The sequence below is a fragment of the Variovorax sp. PMC12 genome, from assembly GCF_003019815.1.
In the GTDB taxonomy this organism is placed as follows: domain Bacteria; phylum Pseudomonadota; class Gammaproteobacteria; order Burkholderiales; family Burkholderiaceae_C; genus Variovorax.
The window spans coordinates 2,189,655-2,206,792 of the sequence record NZ_CP027773.1 but is presented as its reverse complement, the minus strand read 5'-3'; the positions used below and the strand labels follow the sequence as shown (position 1 = coordinate 2,206,792).

7 protein-coding genes and 1 pseudogene are annotated in these 17,138 nt (G+C 65.4%); 6 read left to right on the top strand and 2 right to left on the bottom strand.

Annotated elements, in window-relative coordinates; all coding sequences use genetic code 11:
* Window positions 1-24: 24 nt before the first annotated feature.
* The 6 genes from C4F17_RS10215 (at window position 25) to C4F17_RS10190 (ending at window position 15,982) form a co-directional block, all read left to right on the top strand.
* Window positions 25-9,519 carry an Ig-like domain-containing protein gene (locus C4F17_RS10215; RefSeq protein ID WP_159053635.1) on the top strand — a complete coding sequence of 3,165 codons (9,495 nt, stop codon included), beginning with the start codon at window positions 25-27 and terminating at the stop codon, window positions 9,517-9,519.
* Between the two features lie 68 nt (window positions 9,520-9,587).
* Complete coding sequence (locus C4F17_RS10210) at window positions 9,588-11,015, top strand: TolC family outer membrane protein (protein WP_106935162.1); 1,428 nt, start codon at window positions 9,588-9,590, stop codon at window positions 11,013-11,015.
* On the top strand, window positions 11,012-13,129 hold the full coding sequence (locus tag C4F17_RS10205; RefSeq protein ID WP_106935161.1) for a type I secretion system permease/ATPase: 2,118 nt from the start codon (window positions 11,012-11,014) through the stop codon (window positions 13,127-13,129). Before C4F17_RS10210 ends, C4F17_RS10205 begins: the two co-directional genes overlap by 4 nt.
* Window positions 13,116-14,417, top strand: a complete 1,302-nt coding sequence (locus tag C4F17_RS10200) for an HlyD family efflux transporter periplasmic adaptor subunit (RefSeq protein WP_234382715.1) — start codon at window positions 13,116-13,118, stop codon at window positions 14,415-14,417. Before C4F17_RS10205 ends, C4F17_RS10200 begins: the two co-directional genes overlap by 14 nt.
* Window positions 14,418-14,477: 60 nt before the next feature.
* Complete coding sequence (locus C4F17_RS10195; RefSeq protein ID WP_159053634.1) at window positions 14,478-15,722, top strand: tetratricopeptide repeat protein; 1,245 nt, start codon at window positions 14,478-14,480, stop codon at window positions 15,720-15,722.
* The gene (locus C4F17_RS10190) at window positions 15,704-15,982 is read left to right on the top strand and encodes a flagellar transcriptional regulator FlhD (protein WP_106935159.1); all 279 of its coding nucleotides are present in this window, start codon (window positions 15,704-15,706) and stop codon (window positions 15,980-15,982) included. The genes C4F17_RS10195 and C4F17_RS10190 overlap by 19 nt, the downstream gene beginning before the upstream one ends.
* On the opposite strand, the gene C4F17_RS33365 is transcribed toward C4F17_RS10190, so the two are convergent.
* Together C4F17_RS33365 and C4F17_RS33800 are read right to left on the bottom strand one after the other, a co-directional pair.
* The gene (locus tag C4F17_RS33365) at window positions 15,968-16,486 is read right to left on the bottom strand and encodes a tryptophan 7-halogenase (RefSeq protein ID WP_234382713.1); all 519 of its coding nucleotides are present in this window, start codon (window positions 16,484-16,486) and stop codon (window positions 15,968-15,970) included. The genes C4F17_RS10190 and C4F17_RS33365 overlap by 15 nt on opposite strands.
* Window positions 16,487-16,525: 39 nt before the next feature.
* Window positions 16,526-17,030, bottom strand: a pseudogene (locus tag C4F17_RS33800) (tryptophan 7-halogenase); the annotation flags it as partial.
* Window positions 17,031-17,138: the final 108 nt, after the last annotated feature.

The window sequence follows — 17,138 nt, the reverse complement described above, 5'->3', positions numbered from 1 at the left end:
TGAACGTAGCTTCCATTTGCGCTGTTGGATGTTCATTGGTTCGGTGTTGAGGTAATCATTTTGTTGTATGTCGTGGTCAAGCGCACCGGAGAAGGCGTTCAAATCTCTGCGAATGAGATTTCTCTGAAAGAGGCTTCTATTGTTCGGGTGGACTTGCCCAGACAGCAGATCAAGGGAATGCGTCGGGTCGGTGCCGACTTGGTCATCACTTCCATTTCGGGAGAGATCGTCACTGTTCGTGGATTCTTCTCGGCGATGGATGGGAGCAAGAGCGATCTGGTTCTGGATGAAGGACAAGACGGTTCTTGGCTCGCCGGGCTCAGCCAGGAGCAAGGCGAATTGGCCGTCAACTACTCGAGCATTGATCCCATCGAGCCCTTGCTCATGCCCAAGGCATCCGATTTCGGTGCGTGGCCGTGGTTGCTTGGCGGTGGCTTGGCCGCGGCTGCTGCTGGTGGTGGCGGCGGAGGCGGAGGCGGAGGCGGCGGTAGCAGTGGCGGTGGGGTGCCCATGCCATTTGTTGCGTCGCCGCAGTCTCCGCCGGCGTCCGCCGACCGGGCGCCGCCACCGGCCAAGCCGACCATCAATCCCACCAACGGCGGTTCGATCTCCGGGACGGCGGAGCCCGGCGCAACAGTTGCAGTCTCCAGCAGCACGGGCACGCTGATCGGCAGCACGACCGCCGCACCCGACGGCACCTACGTCGTTCGCCCGGCCGTGCCAGTGCCGGACGGAACGGTCCTTCGCGTCATTGCAAAGAATCCGGACGGTAGCGCCAGTTCGGAGGCCAGGGCTACTGTCGACAGCCAAGCGCCATTCACTCCAACCGTCGACTCCACCGATGGCAATCCGGTCACCGGCACGGCGGAGCCTGGCGCGCTGATCACCGTCAGGGACGGCGCGGGCAACCTCGTCGGCAGTGCTACTGCGGAGATCAACGGCGCTTACAGCGTCACCCCGGTGACCACTCCAGCGGATGGCACCCTGCTTCGCGTCGTGGCCAGTGATGCCGCTGGCAACGCGAGCATCGAAGCCACGGCCATCGTCGACAGCAAGCCGCCCGCGGCGCCGACTGCCAACCCGACAAACGGCAGTTCGATCACCGGCACGGCAGAAGCTGGTGCGGTCGTCACGATCAGGGACGGCACGGGTAACGTCATCGCAAGTACCACTGCCGGTAGCAATGGCGCTTACAGCGTCGTTCCGACTGACAAGCCGGTAGACGGTGCCGATCTGCGCATCGTCGCCACCGACCGTGCCGGCAACACCGGTCCCGAGGCCAGGGTAACGGTCGACGGGAAGCCGCCCATTGCACCATCGGTCAATCTGACCAACGGCAGTTCGATCACGGGTACGGCCGAAGCCGGCGCCACAGTCCTGGTCAGGGACGGCTCGAACAACGTGATCGGCAGCGCGACCACCCGCGGCGACGGCTCGTACAGCATGAGTCCGGCGACTATCCCGGCAGACGGAACCGAACTGCGTGTCACGGTCACCGACAGTGCCGGCAACGTCAGCCCGGAAACCAGAGGCAGGGTGGATGGACATTTGCTCGATACGCCCACGGTCAGTCCGACCAATGGAAGCTCGATCACCGGCACGGCCGGCGCGGGTGCCCTGGTCACGATCAAGGACGGCGCCGGAACTGTCATCGGCAGCGGGACCGTTGCGCTCGACGGCACATACAGCGTGATACCCGTGGCCGCTCCAGCGCACGGCACCGAACTCAGCGTCGTCGTCTCCGATCCCGCAGGCAAGGCCAGCCCCGAAGCCAAGGTAACAGTCGACAGCAACCCGCCTTTCGCACCCACGGCCGAACCGACCAACGGTCGTTCGATCACTGGCGTCGCAGAGCGCGGCGTCCTGGTCACGATCAAAGATGGTGCCGGCAATCTCATCGGCAGCGCGATCGCTGCGGCCAATGGCTCCTACAAGATAGCTCCGCAGATCCCACCGGCAGACGGAGCGGTGCTGCACGCAGTGGCGACCGACCGTGCCGGCAACGTCAGTCTTGAATCCACCACGGTCGTCGACAGCAAATCGCCTCCTGCTCCTTCAATCAACCCGACCAATGGCCGCTTGATCACGGGCCTGGCGGAAGCCGATGCCCTGATCGTGGTCAAGGACGACGCGGGCAACGTGATCGGAAGCGCAACCACCGCGACCAACGGCGCCTACAGCATCACCCCCTCGACCGTTCCGGCGGACGGCACGATGCTGCACGCCACCGCGACAGACAGTGCCGGCAATGTCGGCGTCGAAACTACGGCAACCGTAGACCGCAAAGAACCTTTCGCACCGAAGGTTGGCCCGACCAACGGAAACGCGATAACGGGGACTGCGGAGGCAGGCTCTACCGTCACTATCAGGGACATGGCAGGCGCTGTCCTCGGCAGCGCGACGGTCGCGAACGATGGTTCCTACAGCGTCGCACCGGTGAGCCGGCCTTCAGATGGCGTGGTTTTGAGCGTCGTTGCTACAGACAGCGCAGGCAATGTCAGCCCTGAAACCAAGGCCACTGTCGACGGCAAGGCGCCTCCTGCGCCGTCGATCAAGCCGACGAACGGCAGTCTGATCACGGGCACGGCCGAAGTCGACGCTGTCGTCACCGTCAAGGACGGCAGCGGCGCAGTCATCGGCAGTGCCACCGCCGCGGCCGATGGAACCTACAGCCTCACGCCAGCGACAAAGCCGGCAGACGGAGCGGAACTGCGCGTCATGGCGGCCGACTCCGCGGGCAATGCGAGCCTCGAAACCAAGGTGACGGTAGACAGCAAGTCGCCGGACGAACCGAAGGTCAATCCGACGAACGGCAAGCTGATCACCGGTACGGCGGAGGTCGGCAGCGTGATCACGATCAAGGACGCTTCGGGCAATGTTGTCGCCACCGCTACCGTCAAGCCTGACGGCTCCTACAGCGTTGTTCCCGCAGTTCCGCCCGCACATGGCGCCGAGTTGCGTGTTGCCGCCACCGACCCCTCGGGCAACGTCAGCCTGGAAGCCAGGATCGAGGTCGACAGCAAGGCGCTCGACATGCCCAAGGTCGACCCGACGAATGGTCGCGCGATCACCGGGGTGGCTGCAGCTGGCGCGTTGGTCACGATCAAGGATGCCACCGGCGCCGTCGTGGGCAGCGTCACCGCCGCGGCGGATGGCAAATACAGCATCACGCCAGCGAGCGCGCCGACAGACGGAGCGGAGTTGAGCGTTTCGGCAACCGACACGGCCGGCAACGCCAGCCCGGTTGCCAAGATCAGGGTAGACGGAATGCCGCCCGCCGCGCCCACGGCCAACCCGACCAACGGCACGTCGATCACGGGCACCGCTGAAATCGGCTCACTGGTCACGGTCAAGGATGCTTCTGGAGCCGTGATCGGCAGCGTCACCGCTGAGGCCAATGGCTCTTACAGCATCACTCCAGTGAACGCGCCGGCGGAGGGCGCGGCGCTGAGGGTCATAGCCACCGACGCTGCGGGGAATCCCAGCACTGAAACCAGAATCACGGTGGACAGCACTTCGCCTCCAGTACCGACGGTCGATCCAGCCAATGGCACGAGGATCACGGGCAACGCTGAAGCCGGCGCGGTGGTCACGGTCAAGGACGGCTCGGGCAAAACCATCGGCAGTGCCACTGCCGCGACCGACGGTGCATACAGCGTCACGCCAGTTGCCGTTCCAGCGGACGGCACCGAGCTGAGCGTTGTCGCCACCGACCCTGCGGGCAATGCCAGCCCCGAAGCCAGGATCAAGGTAGACAGCAAGGCACCTCCCGCGCCGACCGTCAATCCGACCAATGGCACCTCGATCACCGGCACGGCCGAGGCTGGCGCTCTGGTCTCGATCAGGAACGCTGCGAACGCCGTCATCGGCAGTGCCACCGTGGCGGGCGACGGCAAGTACAGCATCACGCCTGTGCCCGCGCCTGCGGACGGCACCGAGCTGCGCGTCGTGGTGACGGATCGCGCAGGCAATGCGAGCCAGGAAGCCCCAGTCGTGGTCGACGGCACGGCGCCCGCTGCGCCGACGATTCGCCCATCCAACGGCACTTCGGTCTCGGGCACGGCTGAAGCTGGCGCTCTGGTCACGATCAAGGACGGCGCGGGTGCGGTCATCGGCAGCGTCATCGCCGCAGCCGATGACACATACAGATTCAACCCGGCGCTCAAGCTAGCGAACGGCACGGAGTTGCGCATCGTGGCAACCGACCGCGCCGGAAATGCAGGCCTCGAAGCGAAAGCCGTGGTCGACGATGCGCCCCCGCCCGTGCCAACTGTCGATCCAACCGACGGAAGATCGATCACCGGCACGACCGAGGCTGGTGCTCTGGTCACCATCAGGAATGGTGCGAGCGTTGTCATCGGCAGCGCCACCGCTGCGGCCAACGGAAAGTACAGCATCACGCCGGCGACTCCGCCGGCCAACGGTACTGAATTGCGGGTTGACGCGACCGACGCTGCGGGTAACACCAGCAGTGAAGCCAGCGTCACGGTGGACAGCAAGTCGCCCGATATGCCGACGGTCAATCCCACCAATGGCAGTTCGGTCACGGGCACGGCCGAAGTTGGTGCTCTGGTTCTTGTCAAGGACAGTGCCGGCAATATCATTGGCAGCGCGACCACCGCGAACGATGGGGTCTACAGCATCGCGCCAGCGAGCACGCCTGCTGACGGCACTGTGCTGCGCATTGTTGCGATCGACCGAGCCGGCAATGCCAGTTTCGAAGCCGGTACCACCGTCGACCGCACACCGCCGCCGGCACCGATGCTCGATGCGGGCCGAGGCAACGCGCTCACGGGCAAGGCCGAAGTCGGCGCCCTGGTCACGGTCAGGGACGACGCAGGCAAGGTGATCGGCAGCGCGACCGCTGCGCCGGACGGCACCTACGGCATCACCCCCTCGACGGCTCTGATGGACGGCGCGGTACTGCATGCCGTTGCGACCGATCGCGCCGGCAACGTCGGTTCCGAAGCTACGGCAACCGTCGACCGCAAGGAGCCTCCCGCGCCGACAGTCGAACCGAGCAATGGCAAGCAGGTCGCAGGCCGCGCCGAAGCAGGGGCCATCGTCACCATCAAGGATGGTTCCGGCACGGTCATCGGCAGTGCGACTGCTGCGGGCGATGGTTCGTACAGGGTCACTCCGGCAACGTCGCTTTCCGACGGCGTCGAGCTGAGCATCGCAGCCATCGACCGCGCGGGCAATGCGAGTTCTGAAACCAAGATCATCGTGGATGGCAAGGCGCCCGTCGCACCGATCGTCAAACCGACCAGCGGCAGCTTCATCACCGGTACGGCGGAAGCCGGCACTCTGGTCACGATCAGGGACGATGCAGGCAATGCCATCGGAAGCGCCACCGCGGCGGCCGACGACAGGTACAGCATCACCCCGGCAACTGCTCTGGCACACGGCACGGTGCTGCATGTGGTCGCGACGGATCACGCTGGCAACGCGAGCATCGAAGCCACGGCCAGCGTCGACAGCAAGCCGCCCTTCATCAGCATCGCCATCGTCAACGACGCCAACAATGACGGCTTCATCAACGCAAGCGAGAAGGGCGTCGAAGTGAGCGTGAAGGTTACGCTCGTGTCCGGTGCGGCCGTGGGTGATGTCATCAGCCTCACCGATGGCAGCAAAACCGCCAGCGTCACGCTGACTGCGTCGGATGTAGCCAATGGCTTCCTCGACGTCGCGTTCGACAACCCGGTGGAAGGCGCAGCGATCAGCGTCAGCGCGACCAGCCGCGATCTCGCAGGCAATGTCTCGACGCCGGCCGCGACCGACAGCGCGGTGCTTGACACCACGCTGGCGGCGCCCGCAATCAGCGTTGCCGCCATCACCTCCGACAACGTCGTCAATATGGCCGAGGCCGGTGGCGCCGTTGCCGTGTCCGGCACCACCGCCGGCACGCAATCGGGCGACGTTGTCACGCTGCAGGTCAATGGCGTCGCTTACAGCAGCGCCGTGGATGCAAGCGGTAACTGGCGAGTCGACGTGGCGGGCAGCGACCTGGCGGCCGACGCCGGCCGCACCGTCGCTGCCAGCGTTGTCAGCCACGATGCGGCGGGCAACACGGCCAGTGGCTCGAAGAACCATGGCTACGGCGTGAGCAGCACGGCGCCGCTCATCACCATCGAAAAGCCGGTGGCGGGAGACGACCAGGTCAGCGCCAAGGAAGACGACGCAGTGGTGGTCCGGGGGACGACCACCAACGTCGAGAGCGGCCAGATCGTCAAAGTCACCTTCAGCGACGGCACGAACAGCGTGACTGCCACAGCGACCGTCTCCGGCAGCAGTTGGACTGCCGCCGCGGCCGACATCAGCGGACTGACCAACGGCACCGTCACCATCACGGCCGAGGTGCAAGACCTTGCTCAGAATCAGGCGACCAGCACCCACGCTGTCACGCTGGGCAATGCCGTGCCGATGCACACGGTGGAGATCACGAGCTACACCGATGATGTCGGCGTCGGCCAGGGCGATTTCGGCAGCGGCACGCGCACAGATGACCCCCATCCGGTTCTCAAAGGAAAGATGAGCGCCGCCATCGGCGCCAACGACGTAGTGCGCATCTACGAAGGCTCGCAGTTGCTGGGCACGGCAACAGTAGACGGCACTAACTGGACCTACGAACTCGGGTTTCTCGCGGACGGCTCGAGCCATACCTACCGGGCCGTCGTGACCGGCGCGGCCGGCACCGAAGGCGCCATGTCGAGCGACTTCAGCCTGACTGCGGACTACGCCCTCACTGTCGACAGCCAGAACACCGTAGACCCGACACCACTGGTGAACGGCACGATGCCCTTCAAGCTGGTCGATGGCCAGTACATCGAGGTCACCATCGACGGCAAGACCTACAGCTCGGTGGACGGCAGCGTGCAAATCGATGCACAGCACAGCATCTGGTACGTGCAGGTGCCGGCGGCAATGCAGCGTGGAAGCTACGACGTCAAGGCTGTCGTCAAGAGCGCTTCCGGCACGCAGATCACGACCGACGACACAGCCGGCGAGTTGATCGTCTCCGAGGAGCCCAAGGTGACTGTCGGATCCGCGGCCAGCGATCCGCACCAGAAGGGAACTGCCTACACCGTGGGCGAGAACGGCATGTGGCGCATCCACAGCAACCAGACGATGCTGGATGCCGATGGAACCAACAACGCCACGCTCGGCAGCTTCAAGCTGACAGCGTTGAAGAGCAATGCCGAAAAGTCAGTCTTCAGCGAAGACTACAACCCGACATACAAGGGGAACAACTTTGTCCAGAATGCCACGTTCATCGACGTCAACCGAGATGGGCACATGGACCTGTTCACGGAAGACAGCACACCCAGCGATGGCCAGCAGGCATTCATCTTCGATGGCAGCAGCTATACCGCACTCCAGGTGGGCGGGCGGGACTACAACTACAAGGACAAAACCCTTGGTCCCGCAGGCGGTGACTCGAACGTAAACAGCTCGTTCAGCGGCGTGGTTGCCTTCGACAAGACAGGCACCGGCTTCGTCAGCGTGGCCTATGGAGACCAGCCTCGCAGAAGCGGTACCAGTGTCGAAGGAAACGACTCCCAGATCGTGTTGAACACGGACGGCAACATCCGCAAGATGGCCAGAGATACAGGCTATACCAACATTGTGGGGAGCGGCGCTGCGAAATCGACCAATGCCGGCAACGCCCCCTTCGACACCGAATTGTCGGGCGTTGACCTGAACAACGACGGCACGATCGATCTCGTCTACCACGCGACGGCCTACACCACCAAGATCGGCGGCCCCTCGGCCGATCCCGCCTTGGCGGAGACGAAGCAAAGCAAGGAGCCGCACCGCCTGGTCGTTGCAAGCAACAAGGGCGACGGGACCTGGGAGAACACGCAGATCATCGAGAACGCGTTCCAGAACATTGCCAATCAGTACGCTTTTTTCGGCAACGGAATCTCCATGACCTGGGCCGACTTCAACGGCGACGGCTACATGGACCTGTTCATGGGGCGCGGCTACGGAAAAACACCCGATGAGCAGTATCAAAGCCGCATCCTCTTGAACGACGGCCGCGGCCACCTGGAGATGAACGACCCGGATCTCGACAAGATCGGCACCACGCCGTCGGGCATGTATACGTTCGGCGTGACGGATGGCGGACGCTTGGTGCAAGGTGGTCCTTCGCTCGCGGTCGATTGGAATGGCGACGGCAAGATGGACGCCATCGAATTGCCGGGCTTCGGTGACCTTGGCGGAGTCACGAAGGACGGCAACAAGGGGCCGATCAATCTCTACACGAACAAAAGCTCGGGAAAGACGCTCGAGTTCGTCAGAGACAATCTGCTGGGAGGGACCAACACGATCGGCGATTGGGACTACAGGCCCGAGCTCAGCGATTCCGTCACCGGAGCAATTGCGGCCGACACGGATTGGGACGGCGACCGGGATCTGCTGGTGTTCACCCAGAAAGGCAACACCCGGTTCATCACCAACACCACCACGGTGGCGGACGGCACTTCGCTGCATTTCCGCATCCTCGATGCGCAGGGCATCAATGCGCTGTATGGCAACACCGTGCAGCTGTTCAACTCGGCAGGCAAGCTGGTTTCCACGCAGATCATCAATCCGCAGTCCGGCAACCAGACCAACGACAGCTCGGCGATCGTCGACTTCTACGGGCTTGACGCGAAGGAGACCTACACGCTGGCGCTCCTGCGCATCGCCAACGGCAGTGCCGCGGACGTGGGTGGCAAGGACGAGCTGGGTGGCAACACCATCGAGGTCGTCAATGCCGCCTGGACGGGCCTGAAAGCCGGCGAGGCCAACCACGCCTTCGTGCTGACCACCGAATCCGGCATCAACGTCGCCAATGCCAACATCGGCAATGGCATCGTCGGCACCGGCTACAACGACACATTCTTCGCCACCCGGGGCGACGACAAGTACGAAGGCGGCGGCGGCACGGTCACGGTGTCGGGCGTCAAGGCCTGGAGCAACACCGGCGGCATGGACATCGTCGACTACAAGCTGGCGGGCGACACGCCACTCACCATCGATCTGAGCATCACTGGCGCACAGAACACCGGCTTCGGCACGGCGACTTTCAGGAACATCGAGGGCCTGGCGGGCGGCAGCAGTTCCGACATCTTCGTCGACAACGCGGCGGACAACCAGTTCGAGGGCCGTGGCGGCAACGACACCTTCACCCTCATGGGCGGGGGCCGCGACACGTTGCTCTACAAGTTGCTCTCAGCCAGCGACGCCACAGGGGGCAATGGGGCGGACGACGTCTACGGGTTCGAGGTCGGCGCTTTCGTGGCCTGGCCGAATGCAGACCGCATCGACCTGCGTGAACTGCTGGTCGGCTTCACGCCGGGCAACGAAGCCAGCTACCTGAAGGTCTCGGTGGTCAACGGGCGCGACACGGTGATCTCGGTGGACCGCGACGGTGCGGGCAATGGCCACGACTTCGCTCCGCTTCTGACCCTGCGGGATCTGCGGGTGGACTTGGCCACATTGCTCTCCAACCAGCAGCTCGTCATGGTCTGACGCAACCCTTGGCGGAACAGGGCGGCGGGGCTCCGGCCGTGTCGCTCCTGTCTGCCTGAAAAAACAACATGAACAAAAAACTCATTCGACCCCGGTTGGCTGCGGCCTGCCTGCTCGCGGCCTGTGCGCCCGCCTTCGCGCAAAGCAGCGACGGCGAGCTGAAGCTGTCCCGGCGCCTCGCTCCGAGCACGCTGGCCAAGGAACTGGGCGTCAAGCCTGGCCCCGCATTGCCCGAGGCTGCCGAAACCACGACGCCGCTGGAACTTGCCGATGCCGTGCGGCAGGCGGTGGCGCGCCATCCGTCCATCTCCGACGCCATCGCCGTGCTGGCGCAGCAGTCGGGCGGCGTGGACGTGGCACGCGCCGGCTATTACCCGTTGGTGCGTGTCGGTGTGGGCGCGGGCGTCAACGACCGCGGCTCCGCCGGCCAGGGGCGCAGCAATGGCGGTCTCGCTACCGCCTCGGTGTCGCAGATGCTGTACGACTTCGGCAAGGTCTCGGGTGCGGTCGGCCAGTCGGAGGCGCAGGTACAGCGCCAGCAGGCGACGATCCTCAAGCAGATCGACGCCGTCGCGCAGCAGGCGGCCGAAGCCGTGGTCATGACGCACCGCTACCAATCGCTCGTCGCCATTGCGCAGGAGCAGGTGCAGGCGGTCGAGAAAGTGCTGCAGACCGCACAGCTGCGCGCCACCGCGGGCCTCAGTACCAAGGCCGATCCGATCCAGGCCGAGTCGCGCGTGGACAGCGCGCGTGCCAACCTGCTGCAGGTGAAGTCGCAGCTGGCGCAGTGGCGCGAGCGCCTGGGTACGCTGCTGGGGCGTTCCGTGCCGCCGCGCATGGCACCGTTGCCTGAGCACCTGGCAAGTGAACTGCGCGTCGACATGCAGCCCGACACCAGCCTCATGCCCGAGGTGCTGGCCGCCGAAGCCGAACGCCGTGTCGCCACCGCCCAGCTCGAAGTCGCCAGGGCCCAGCGCTATCCCACGCTCAGCCTCGACGCTTCCGTCAACCGGCCCATGGGCGGCATGAACTCCGGTGTTCCGGAGCGCAGCGGCGGCTCCCACTCGGTCATGCTCAACCTGTCTAGCGTGCTCTACCAGGGTGGTGCGCTCGAAGCGCAGGTCAACGCCGCCGTGGCGGCCGAACAGGCTGCGCGCATGCGCATCGAGACCGCCCGCCTCAACGCCGGCGACCAGGTACGCAATTTCCGCGAGCAGGTCATCGGCGCGCAGGCGCGCCTGGGCGTGCTGGCCGACCGACGCCGAAGCATCGCCGAGGCGCGCGATCTCTACCGCGAGCAGTACACGCTCGGTACCCGTTCCATTCTCGACCTGCTCAATGCCGAGCAGGAGATCCACCAGGCCGCAGCCGACGAAGAGGCCGTGCTGCACGAGCTCTGGACCAGCCGCGTCGGCTACATAGGCGCCACCGGGCAGTCCCGCGCGTACTACGGCCTGAACAACACCACCGTGCAGGGAATCGAGGTGCTTCCATGAAGTTGCCTTCGCAGTACACGAGCTGGCTCGACGCCATGCTTTTCGTCGCCCGCCACTACGGCATAGGCGCTTCAGAGGAGAACGTGCGCGTCTCGCTGGCCTGGGAGCGCGGCGCGCCGCTGGACACGCTGCTCGATCACATGGCGCGCCAGCTCGGCCTGACGGTGCGGCTGGGCGAATTCTCCGAAACGCTGCTCGACCCATGGCGCCTGCCGCTGGTGGTGGAGTTCGACAACGGCGAGGTCGGCGTGGTGCGAGCCTCCAACGGCCGTGGCCAGCTGGGCGTGCTGCTCGGGGGCGACCATGGGCTCGAGACGGCGCTGCCGCTCGACGAACTGCGCCGCCGCGCGAAACGCGTGGCCGTGCTGCGGCCCAACACCGCCGTGCCCGATGCGCGCGTGGACGACTACATCAAGCCCTACAAGGCCAACTGGTTCCGGGCCATCGCGCTGCGCGACTGGCGGCGCTACGGCGACATCATGCTCGCCTCGATGTTCGCGAACGTGCTGGCACTGGCGTCGATGATCTTCTCGATGCAGATCTACGACCGCGTGGTGCCCGCGCAGTCGGAGCCGACGCTGTGGGTGCTGTTCGGTGGCGTGATGCTGGCGGTGGCCTTCGAGTTCATGCTGCGCGTGTCGCGCACCCACATCTCCGACGTGGTCGGCAAGCGCGCCGACCTCAAGGTGTCGGACGTCGTGTTCGGCCATGCGCTGCGTCTGCGCACCAATGCGCGTTCCAAGTCGACAGGCTCCTTCATCGCCCAGGTGCGCGAGGTGGAGCAGGTGAGGGAGTTGCTTACCTCCACCACCATCTCCGCCGTGGCCGACCTGCCGTTCTTCCTGCTGTTCCTGGTCGTTCTCTGGCTGGTGGCCGGACCGCTTGCGCTGGTTGCCCTGGCGGCGGTGCCGTTGCTGGTCATTCCGGGCCTGCTCATCCAGAAGCCGCTGGCGCGCCTGGCGAGCGAAGGCATGCGCGAATCGGCCTTGCGCAACGCCCTGTTGGTCGAGGCGGTCGAAGGCATCGAGGACATCAAGCTCATGCGCGCCGAGCCGCGCTTCCAGAACCAGTGGAACCACGTCAACGACGTGTCCGCCGGCGTCAGCATGCGGCAACGCTTTCTCACGAGCATGCTCATGACGTGGACGCAAGAGGTGCAGACCATCGTGTATGCCGTGGTGCTGCTGGCGGGCTGCTTCCTCGTGATGCGCGGCGACATGACGACGGGCGCGCTGGTGGGCTCGTCGATCCTCGCGTCTCGCATGATCTCGCCGCTGGCGCAGTTGTCGAGCGTGTTCGCGCGCTGGCAGCAGGCCAAGGTGGCGCGCGCCGGCCTCGACCAGCTCATGCAGCGCCCGGTCGACCAGGCCGACGGCACGCGGCTGGTGCATGCGCCGGCGCTGCACGGGCATTACGCACTGGCCGGCGTCGAGTTTCGCTATGGCAAGGACGACAAGAGCCCGGCGCTCGCAGTCGCGCAATTGCAGATTCAGGCAGGCGAGAAGGTCGCGTTGCTGGGCCGCATGGGCGCGGGCAAATCCACGTTGCTGCAACTGCTGTCCGGCCTGCAGTCGCCGCAGCAGGGCCACGTGGCGCTCGATTCGCTCGACCTTTCGCTGATCGACCCGGCCGACCTGCGCCGCGACGTCGGCCTGCTCACGCAGAACGCGCGGCTCTTCCACGGCTCCATCCGTGAGAACGTGACGATGGGCATGCCGCTGGCCACCGACGACCAGGTGTTCGAGGCCATCGCGATGGCGGGTGCCTTGCCATTTCTCCAGTCGCGCGCCGAGGGGCTGGACGAACTCATTCACGAGGGCGGCCTGGGTCTGTCCGGCGGGCAGCGGCAGGCATTGCTGCTCGCGCGTACGCTGATCCGGCAGCCGTCGATCGTGCTGCTCGACGAACCGACCGCGCATTTCGACGAGGTCACTGAACGGCACGTGATCGATCTGGTCGGCAACTGGATGGGGCCGCGCACGCTGGTGGTGGCAACGCATCGCATGCCGGTGCTGCAGTGGGTGGACCGCATCGTGGTGATCGATGGCGGCCGCATCGTGATGGATGGTTCGAAGGAACAGGTTCTTGGAAGGCTCTCACATGGCAACGCCTGAAAAAGTACGGGTGAAGGCGCCAGCCACCGCGGTCGGCATGACGATGCCGCCCGGTCTTGCTTCAGGGGCGAAGCCGCCACGCGCGAAGTCTCCTTTCCAGCCCACGGAACGCTCCAGGACCGCGCCCGCCGCCTACTATTCGCCGCCCGAGCCTCCTTTGCCGCGCGCATCGCTGCTTGTTTGGATCATTGCGGCGCTGCTGCTCGCGCTGCTGGCGTGGGCCTGGCTCTTCAGGCTCGACGAAGTGTCCACCGGCGCAGGCAAGGTGGTGCCGTCGTCGCGCGAGCAGATGATCCAGTCGCTCGAGGGCGGCATCCTGGTCGACCTGAAGGTGCGCGAGGGCGACATCGTCGAGGAGGGGCAGGTGCTCGCGCAACTCGACAGGACGAAGACCGAGTCGACCGTGCAGGAAAGCGCTTCGCGCGTGCGCGCCGCGCTGGCCATGTCGGCGCGGCTCACGGCCGAGGTGGGAGGCACGCCGTTGGTGTTTCCCGCCGAAGTGAGTTCCGACGCCGACCTGGTGCGCACGGAGACCGCGCTCTACCAGTCGCGCCGCGACCAGCTCGCGAGCAGCCTTTCGGGCGTGACGCAGGCGCTGGCGCTGATGCGCAGGGAGCTTGCCTTGACCGAGCCGCTGGTGGCTCGCGGCGCCGCAAGCGATGTCGAGGTGCTGCGCCTGAAGCGGCAGATCAACGAAGCCGAAACCAAGGCGGCCGACCTCAAGAGCCAGTATTACGTGAAGGCACGCGAAGACCTGGCCAGGGCCAACGCCGAGATCGAGGCGCAGCGCTCGGTCACGCGCGGGCGCTCCGACTCTCTCACGCGCCTGACCTTCGCGTCGCCGGTGCGCGGCATCGTGAAGGACATCGCGGTGACCACGGTGGGCGGCGTGCTGCCCCCGGGCGGCAGGCTCATGGCGATCGTGCCGCTCGACGAGAAGCTGCTGGTCGAAGCGCGCATATCGCCTCGCGACGTCGCCTTCATCCATCCGGGCCAGGAAGCGGCGGTGAAGGTCACGGCGTACGACTACGCCATCTTCGGCAGCCTGCCGGGCAGGGTGACGACGATTTCGCCGGACACCATCCAGGACGACGTGAAGCGCGACGTGTACTACTACCGCGTGTACATCCGCACCGACGTCGACCAGCTGAAGAACAAGCGCGGGGAGAGCTTTCCGATCGTGCCCGGCATGATCGCGAACGTCGACATCCACACGGGCAGCAAGTCGGTGCTGGACTATCTGCTCAAGCCGCTGAACAAGGCGCGCGAAGCCTTGCGCGAGCGCTGAAAGACCCGTATGAGAAGAGTGCCCATTCCGCGCCGCGGGCCCGCCATCACGCAACAGGCCTTGAACCTGCTGGGCGAAGAGTTCCGAGCCGCTTTCGCGCAAGGCGACTTCATGCGGGCGTTGAAGTTCGCTACGCAGGCATGGGAGGCAACCCGCAGCCCGCAGCCCCTGGCCGACGTGGCGCTGTGCCAGATGCGGCTGGGCCGGGCGATGCAGGCGTACGACATCTATCATGGTGTCGTCGAGTACCTGAAGACCCCGAACGTCTATGACGGCCTTGCGGAGGCCGCGGGGCAACTGGGAAAGTGGAGGGAAGTGCGAGAGTTCGGCACCATATCCCTCGAGCTGAAGATACTGGAGGCGGCGGAAGAAACGACTGCCGCAACCGCCGAATCGCCCGTGCTGCCGTGCTTCGACGAAAGGCGTCGCGAGCGCAACGTCATTGCGTTCAGCCTGTTCGGCGGTGATCCGCGCTATTGCGAGATGGCCGTGCTCAATGTGCGGGCCGCGCGCGAGTTCTTTCCTGCGTGGGTCTGCCGCTTCTACGTCGATGCCTCGGTGCCGAGGTCCGTCTGCGAGCGGCTGCTGGCGGAGGGCGCGTCCGTCGTCGATGTGCGCTCCATCGGCGGTCACGACCTGCCGGGCACCATGTGGCGGTTTCTTGCGCTCGACGATCCCCGTGTCGATCGCGTGCAGTTTCGCGACGCCGACTCGTTGTTGTCCACGCGCGACCAGGCGGCGGTGCGTGCATGGTGCGCCTCCGACCGCTGGTTTCATGTCATGCGCGACTACCACTCGCACACCGAACTGATGCTGGCCGGCATGTGGGGTGCGTGCCGGGGCGTCTTCACGGACATGGCGGGCGACATGCGCGCATACCTGAAGAGCCGGACGTTCTCGTCGCGCTACGCCGACCAGCATTTCCTGCGCCACCGCATCTGGAAGGTGGCGGCGACCAGCATGCTCAGCCACGACGAGTGGTTCGACCTGTCCGGCAGCCAGCCTTTTCCCGCGCATGTGCCGATGACGGTGGATCCGCGCTATGCCCACGTGGGCGCCAACATCGGCTCGCCCTCCATGAAGGTTGCGCACTCCGCTCCCGATGGCACGCCCGTCCGTTGGACGCTGCACGACGCCTCCGGCGGGGCCGTTTGCACCTATTGCGCCGTCGTAAGGAACGGCCGCTACAGCGTCAGCATCCCCGCCCCCTATGCCGCGGAGATTGCAGCCGGCCGCTGGAGGGTCGTCTCGCGCGGCCTTCCCCAACCAGATCTGGAGGAAACACGATGTCCCTTGAAAACCTGAGTGGCGTAGACAGGCAGTTGCAGAAGGAAATTGGCGACTTCAACCTGATGTACATGCTCCTGGCGCAGAAGCTGGTGAAGCAGGACGAGGCGGTGGCGATGCGCCGCCTGGGCATTGGCAAGGATCTGGCGGAACTCCTTGCCAACATGTCGTCCGCGCAGATCGCGAAGCTGGCCGAGACGAATCTCATGCTTTGCAGCTTTCGTCCCGATGACGCGGCGATCGCATCGAAACCGTACATGGCCTCAAGCAAGATCTGAGCTCCTGCGCAGTTCGGCCATGCGCGTTGCGACGCGCCGACGGCTCACGGCTGGAAGACTGGCCAGCTCGGCAGTTGCCGCTTCGGGCGGTACCACGCCCAATGGCGCCGCCACGAACAGCCAGTTGATGACGTGGAAGATGCTCTGCCATCCATGGATGGCGTAGTCCTGCACGTCCACGTGCCGCGGCGTGCGTTGCTGGAAACACTGCTTGAGCTCGGCGTAGCTCTCCGGCAAGGGCAGGGCCCCCACGTCGCGCCAGAAGGCGGTGTCCCGCCGTGGGCAGTCGTAGTGCATGCGCAAGAAATCGCGGATGCCGGACCAGCACCGCGCATTGGCCTCGTTGAAGCCTTCGATCAGGAAGCCTGACACCACGCCGTTGCTGGCGGTGACGATGCGCTCGAAGTTGCGCAGTTGCTCCAGCATCTGGCCGATGGAGGTCGCCTCCAGCGGTTCCACGAAACCCGAGGCCAGTCCGATGGTCGAGGCCGACGGTTTCTCCATCGTCCAGCCTGAAGCTGCGCGCCATGCGCTGCTCGTCGCACGCCAGCTCATCGAACCGGGCCTGCTGGTGCACCACGCCGCGCGATACCGCCACGCGGCGCAGGTAGTCCGCCAGCTTGTGGCTGTCGAAATGGAACGAGGCCGACAGGCCCGAGCCCGGCCCTTGCCGCAGCATGGCCGCGGTCTCCTGCTGCGTCGCATTCGATGCGATCTCTGCAAAGCCCGGTATGTAGTGGTGCAGGCCGATGCCCTCGTGCACCATGCCCGAGAACAACGGGTAAAAGCCGCGCTCGATCCAGTCCGTCTCCGGCAGGCCGGGCCGGCCGAAGAGGTGGTAATAGCGGTCGTCCTCGGCGCCGGTGCGCCAGCCCTCATAGGAAAAGCCAAGTTTGAAGGCCGCGCCGGTTTCCCGCACGAACTCGTCAAGGTCGATGCCGCATCGGTGCAGAGCCTCGACCAGGTTGAGCAGGCCGCCTTCTCCCACGCCGACGATGCCGATGTCGGGCGATTCGATCACCCGGACTTCGACCTGCGGCGCGAACATGCGGCGCAATGTCAGGGCTGCGAACCAGCCCGCGGTCCCGCCGCCGACGACGACGGCGCGGGACATGTTGCGAAGATTCAGCATGCAAGTGGTTCCATGGACATGGTC

What these genes read in the sequence shown, in the direction of transcription:
- C4F17_RS33365 (WP_234382713.1), bottom strand. Translation starts at nt 16,486, where the DNA reads ATGGAGAAACCGTCGGCCTCGACCATCGGACTGGCCTCGGGTTTCGTG.
- C4F17_RS10200 (WP_234382715.1), top strand. Translation starts at nt 13,116, where the DNA reads ATGGCAACGCCTGAAAAAGTACGGGTGAAGGCGCCAGCCACCGCGGTC.
- C4F17_RS10190 (WP_106935159.1), top strand. Translation starts at nt 15,704, where the DNA reads ATGTCCCTTGAAAACCTGAGTGGCGTAGACAGGCAGTTGCAGAAGGAA.
- C4F17_RS10210 (WP_106935162.1), top strand. Translation starts at nt 9,588, where the DNA reads ATGAACAAAAAACTCATTCGACCCCGGTTGGCTGCGGCCTGCCTGCTC.
- C4F17_RS10205 (WP_106935161.1), top strand. Translation starts at nt 11,012, where the DNA reads ATGAAGTTGCCTTCGCAGTACACGAGCTGGCTCGACGCCATGCTTTTC.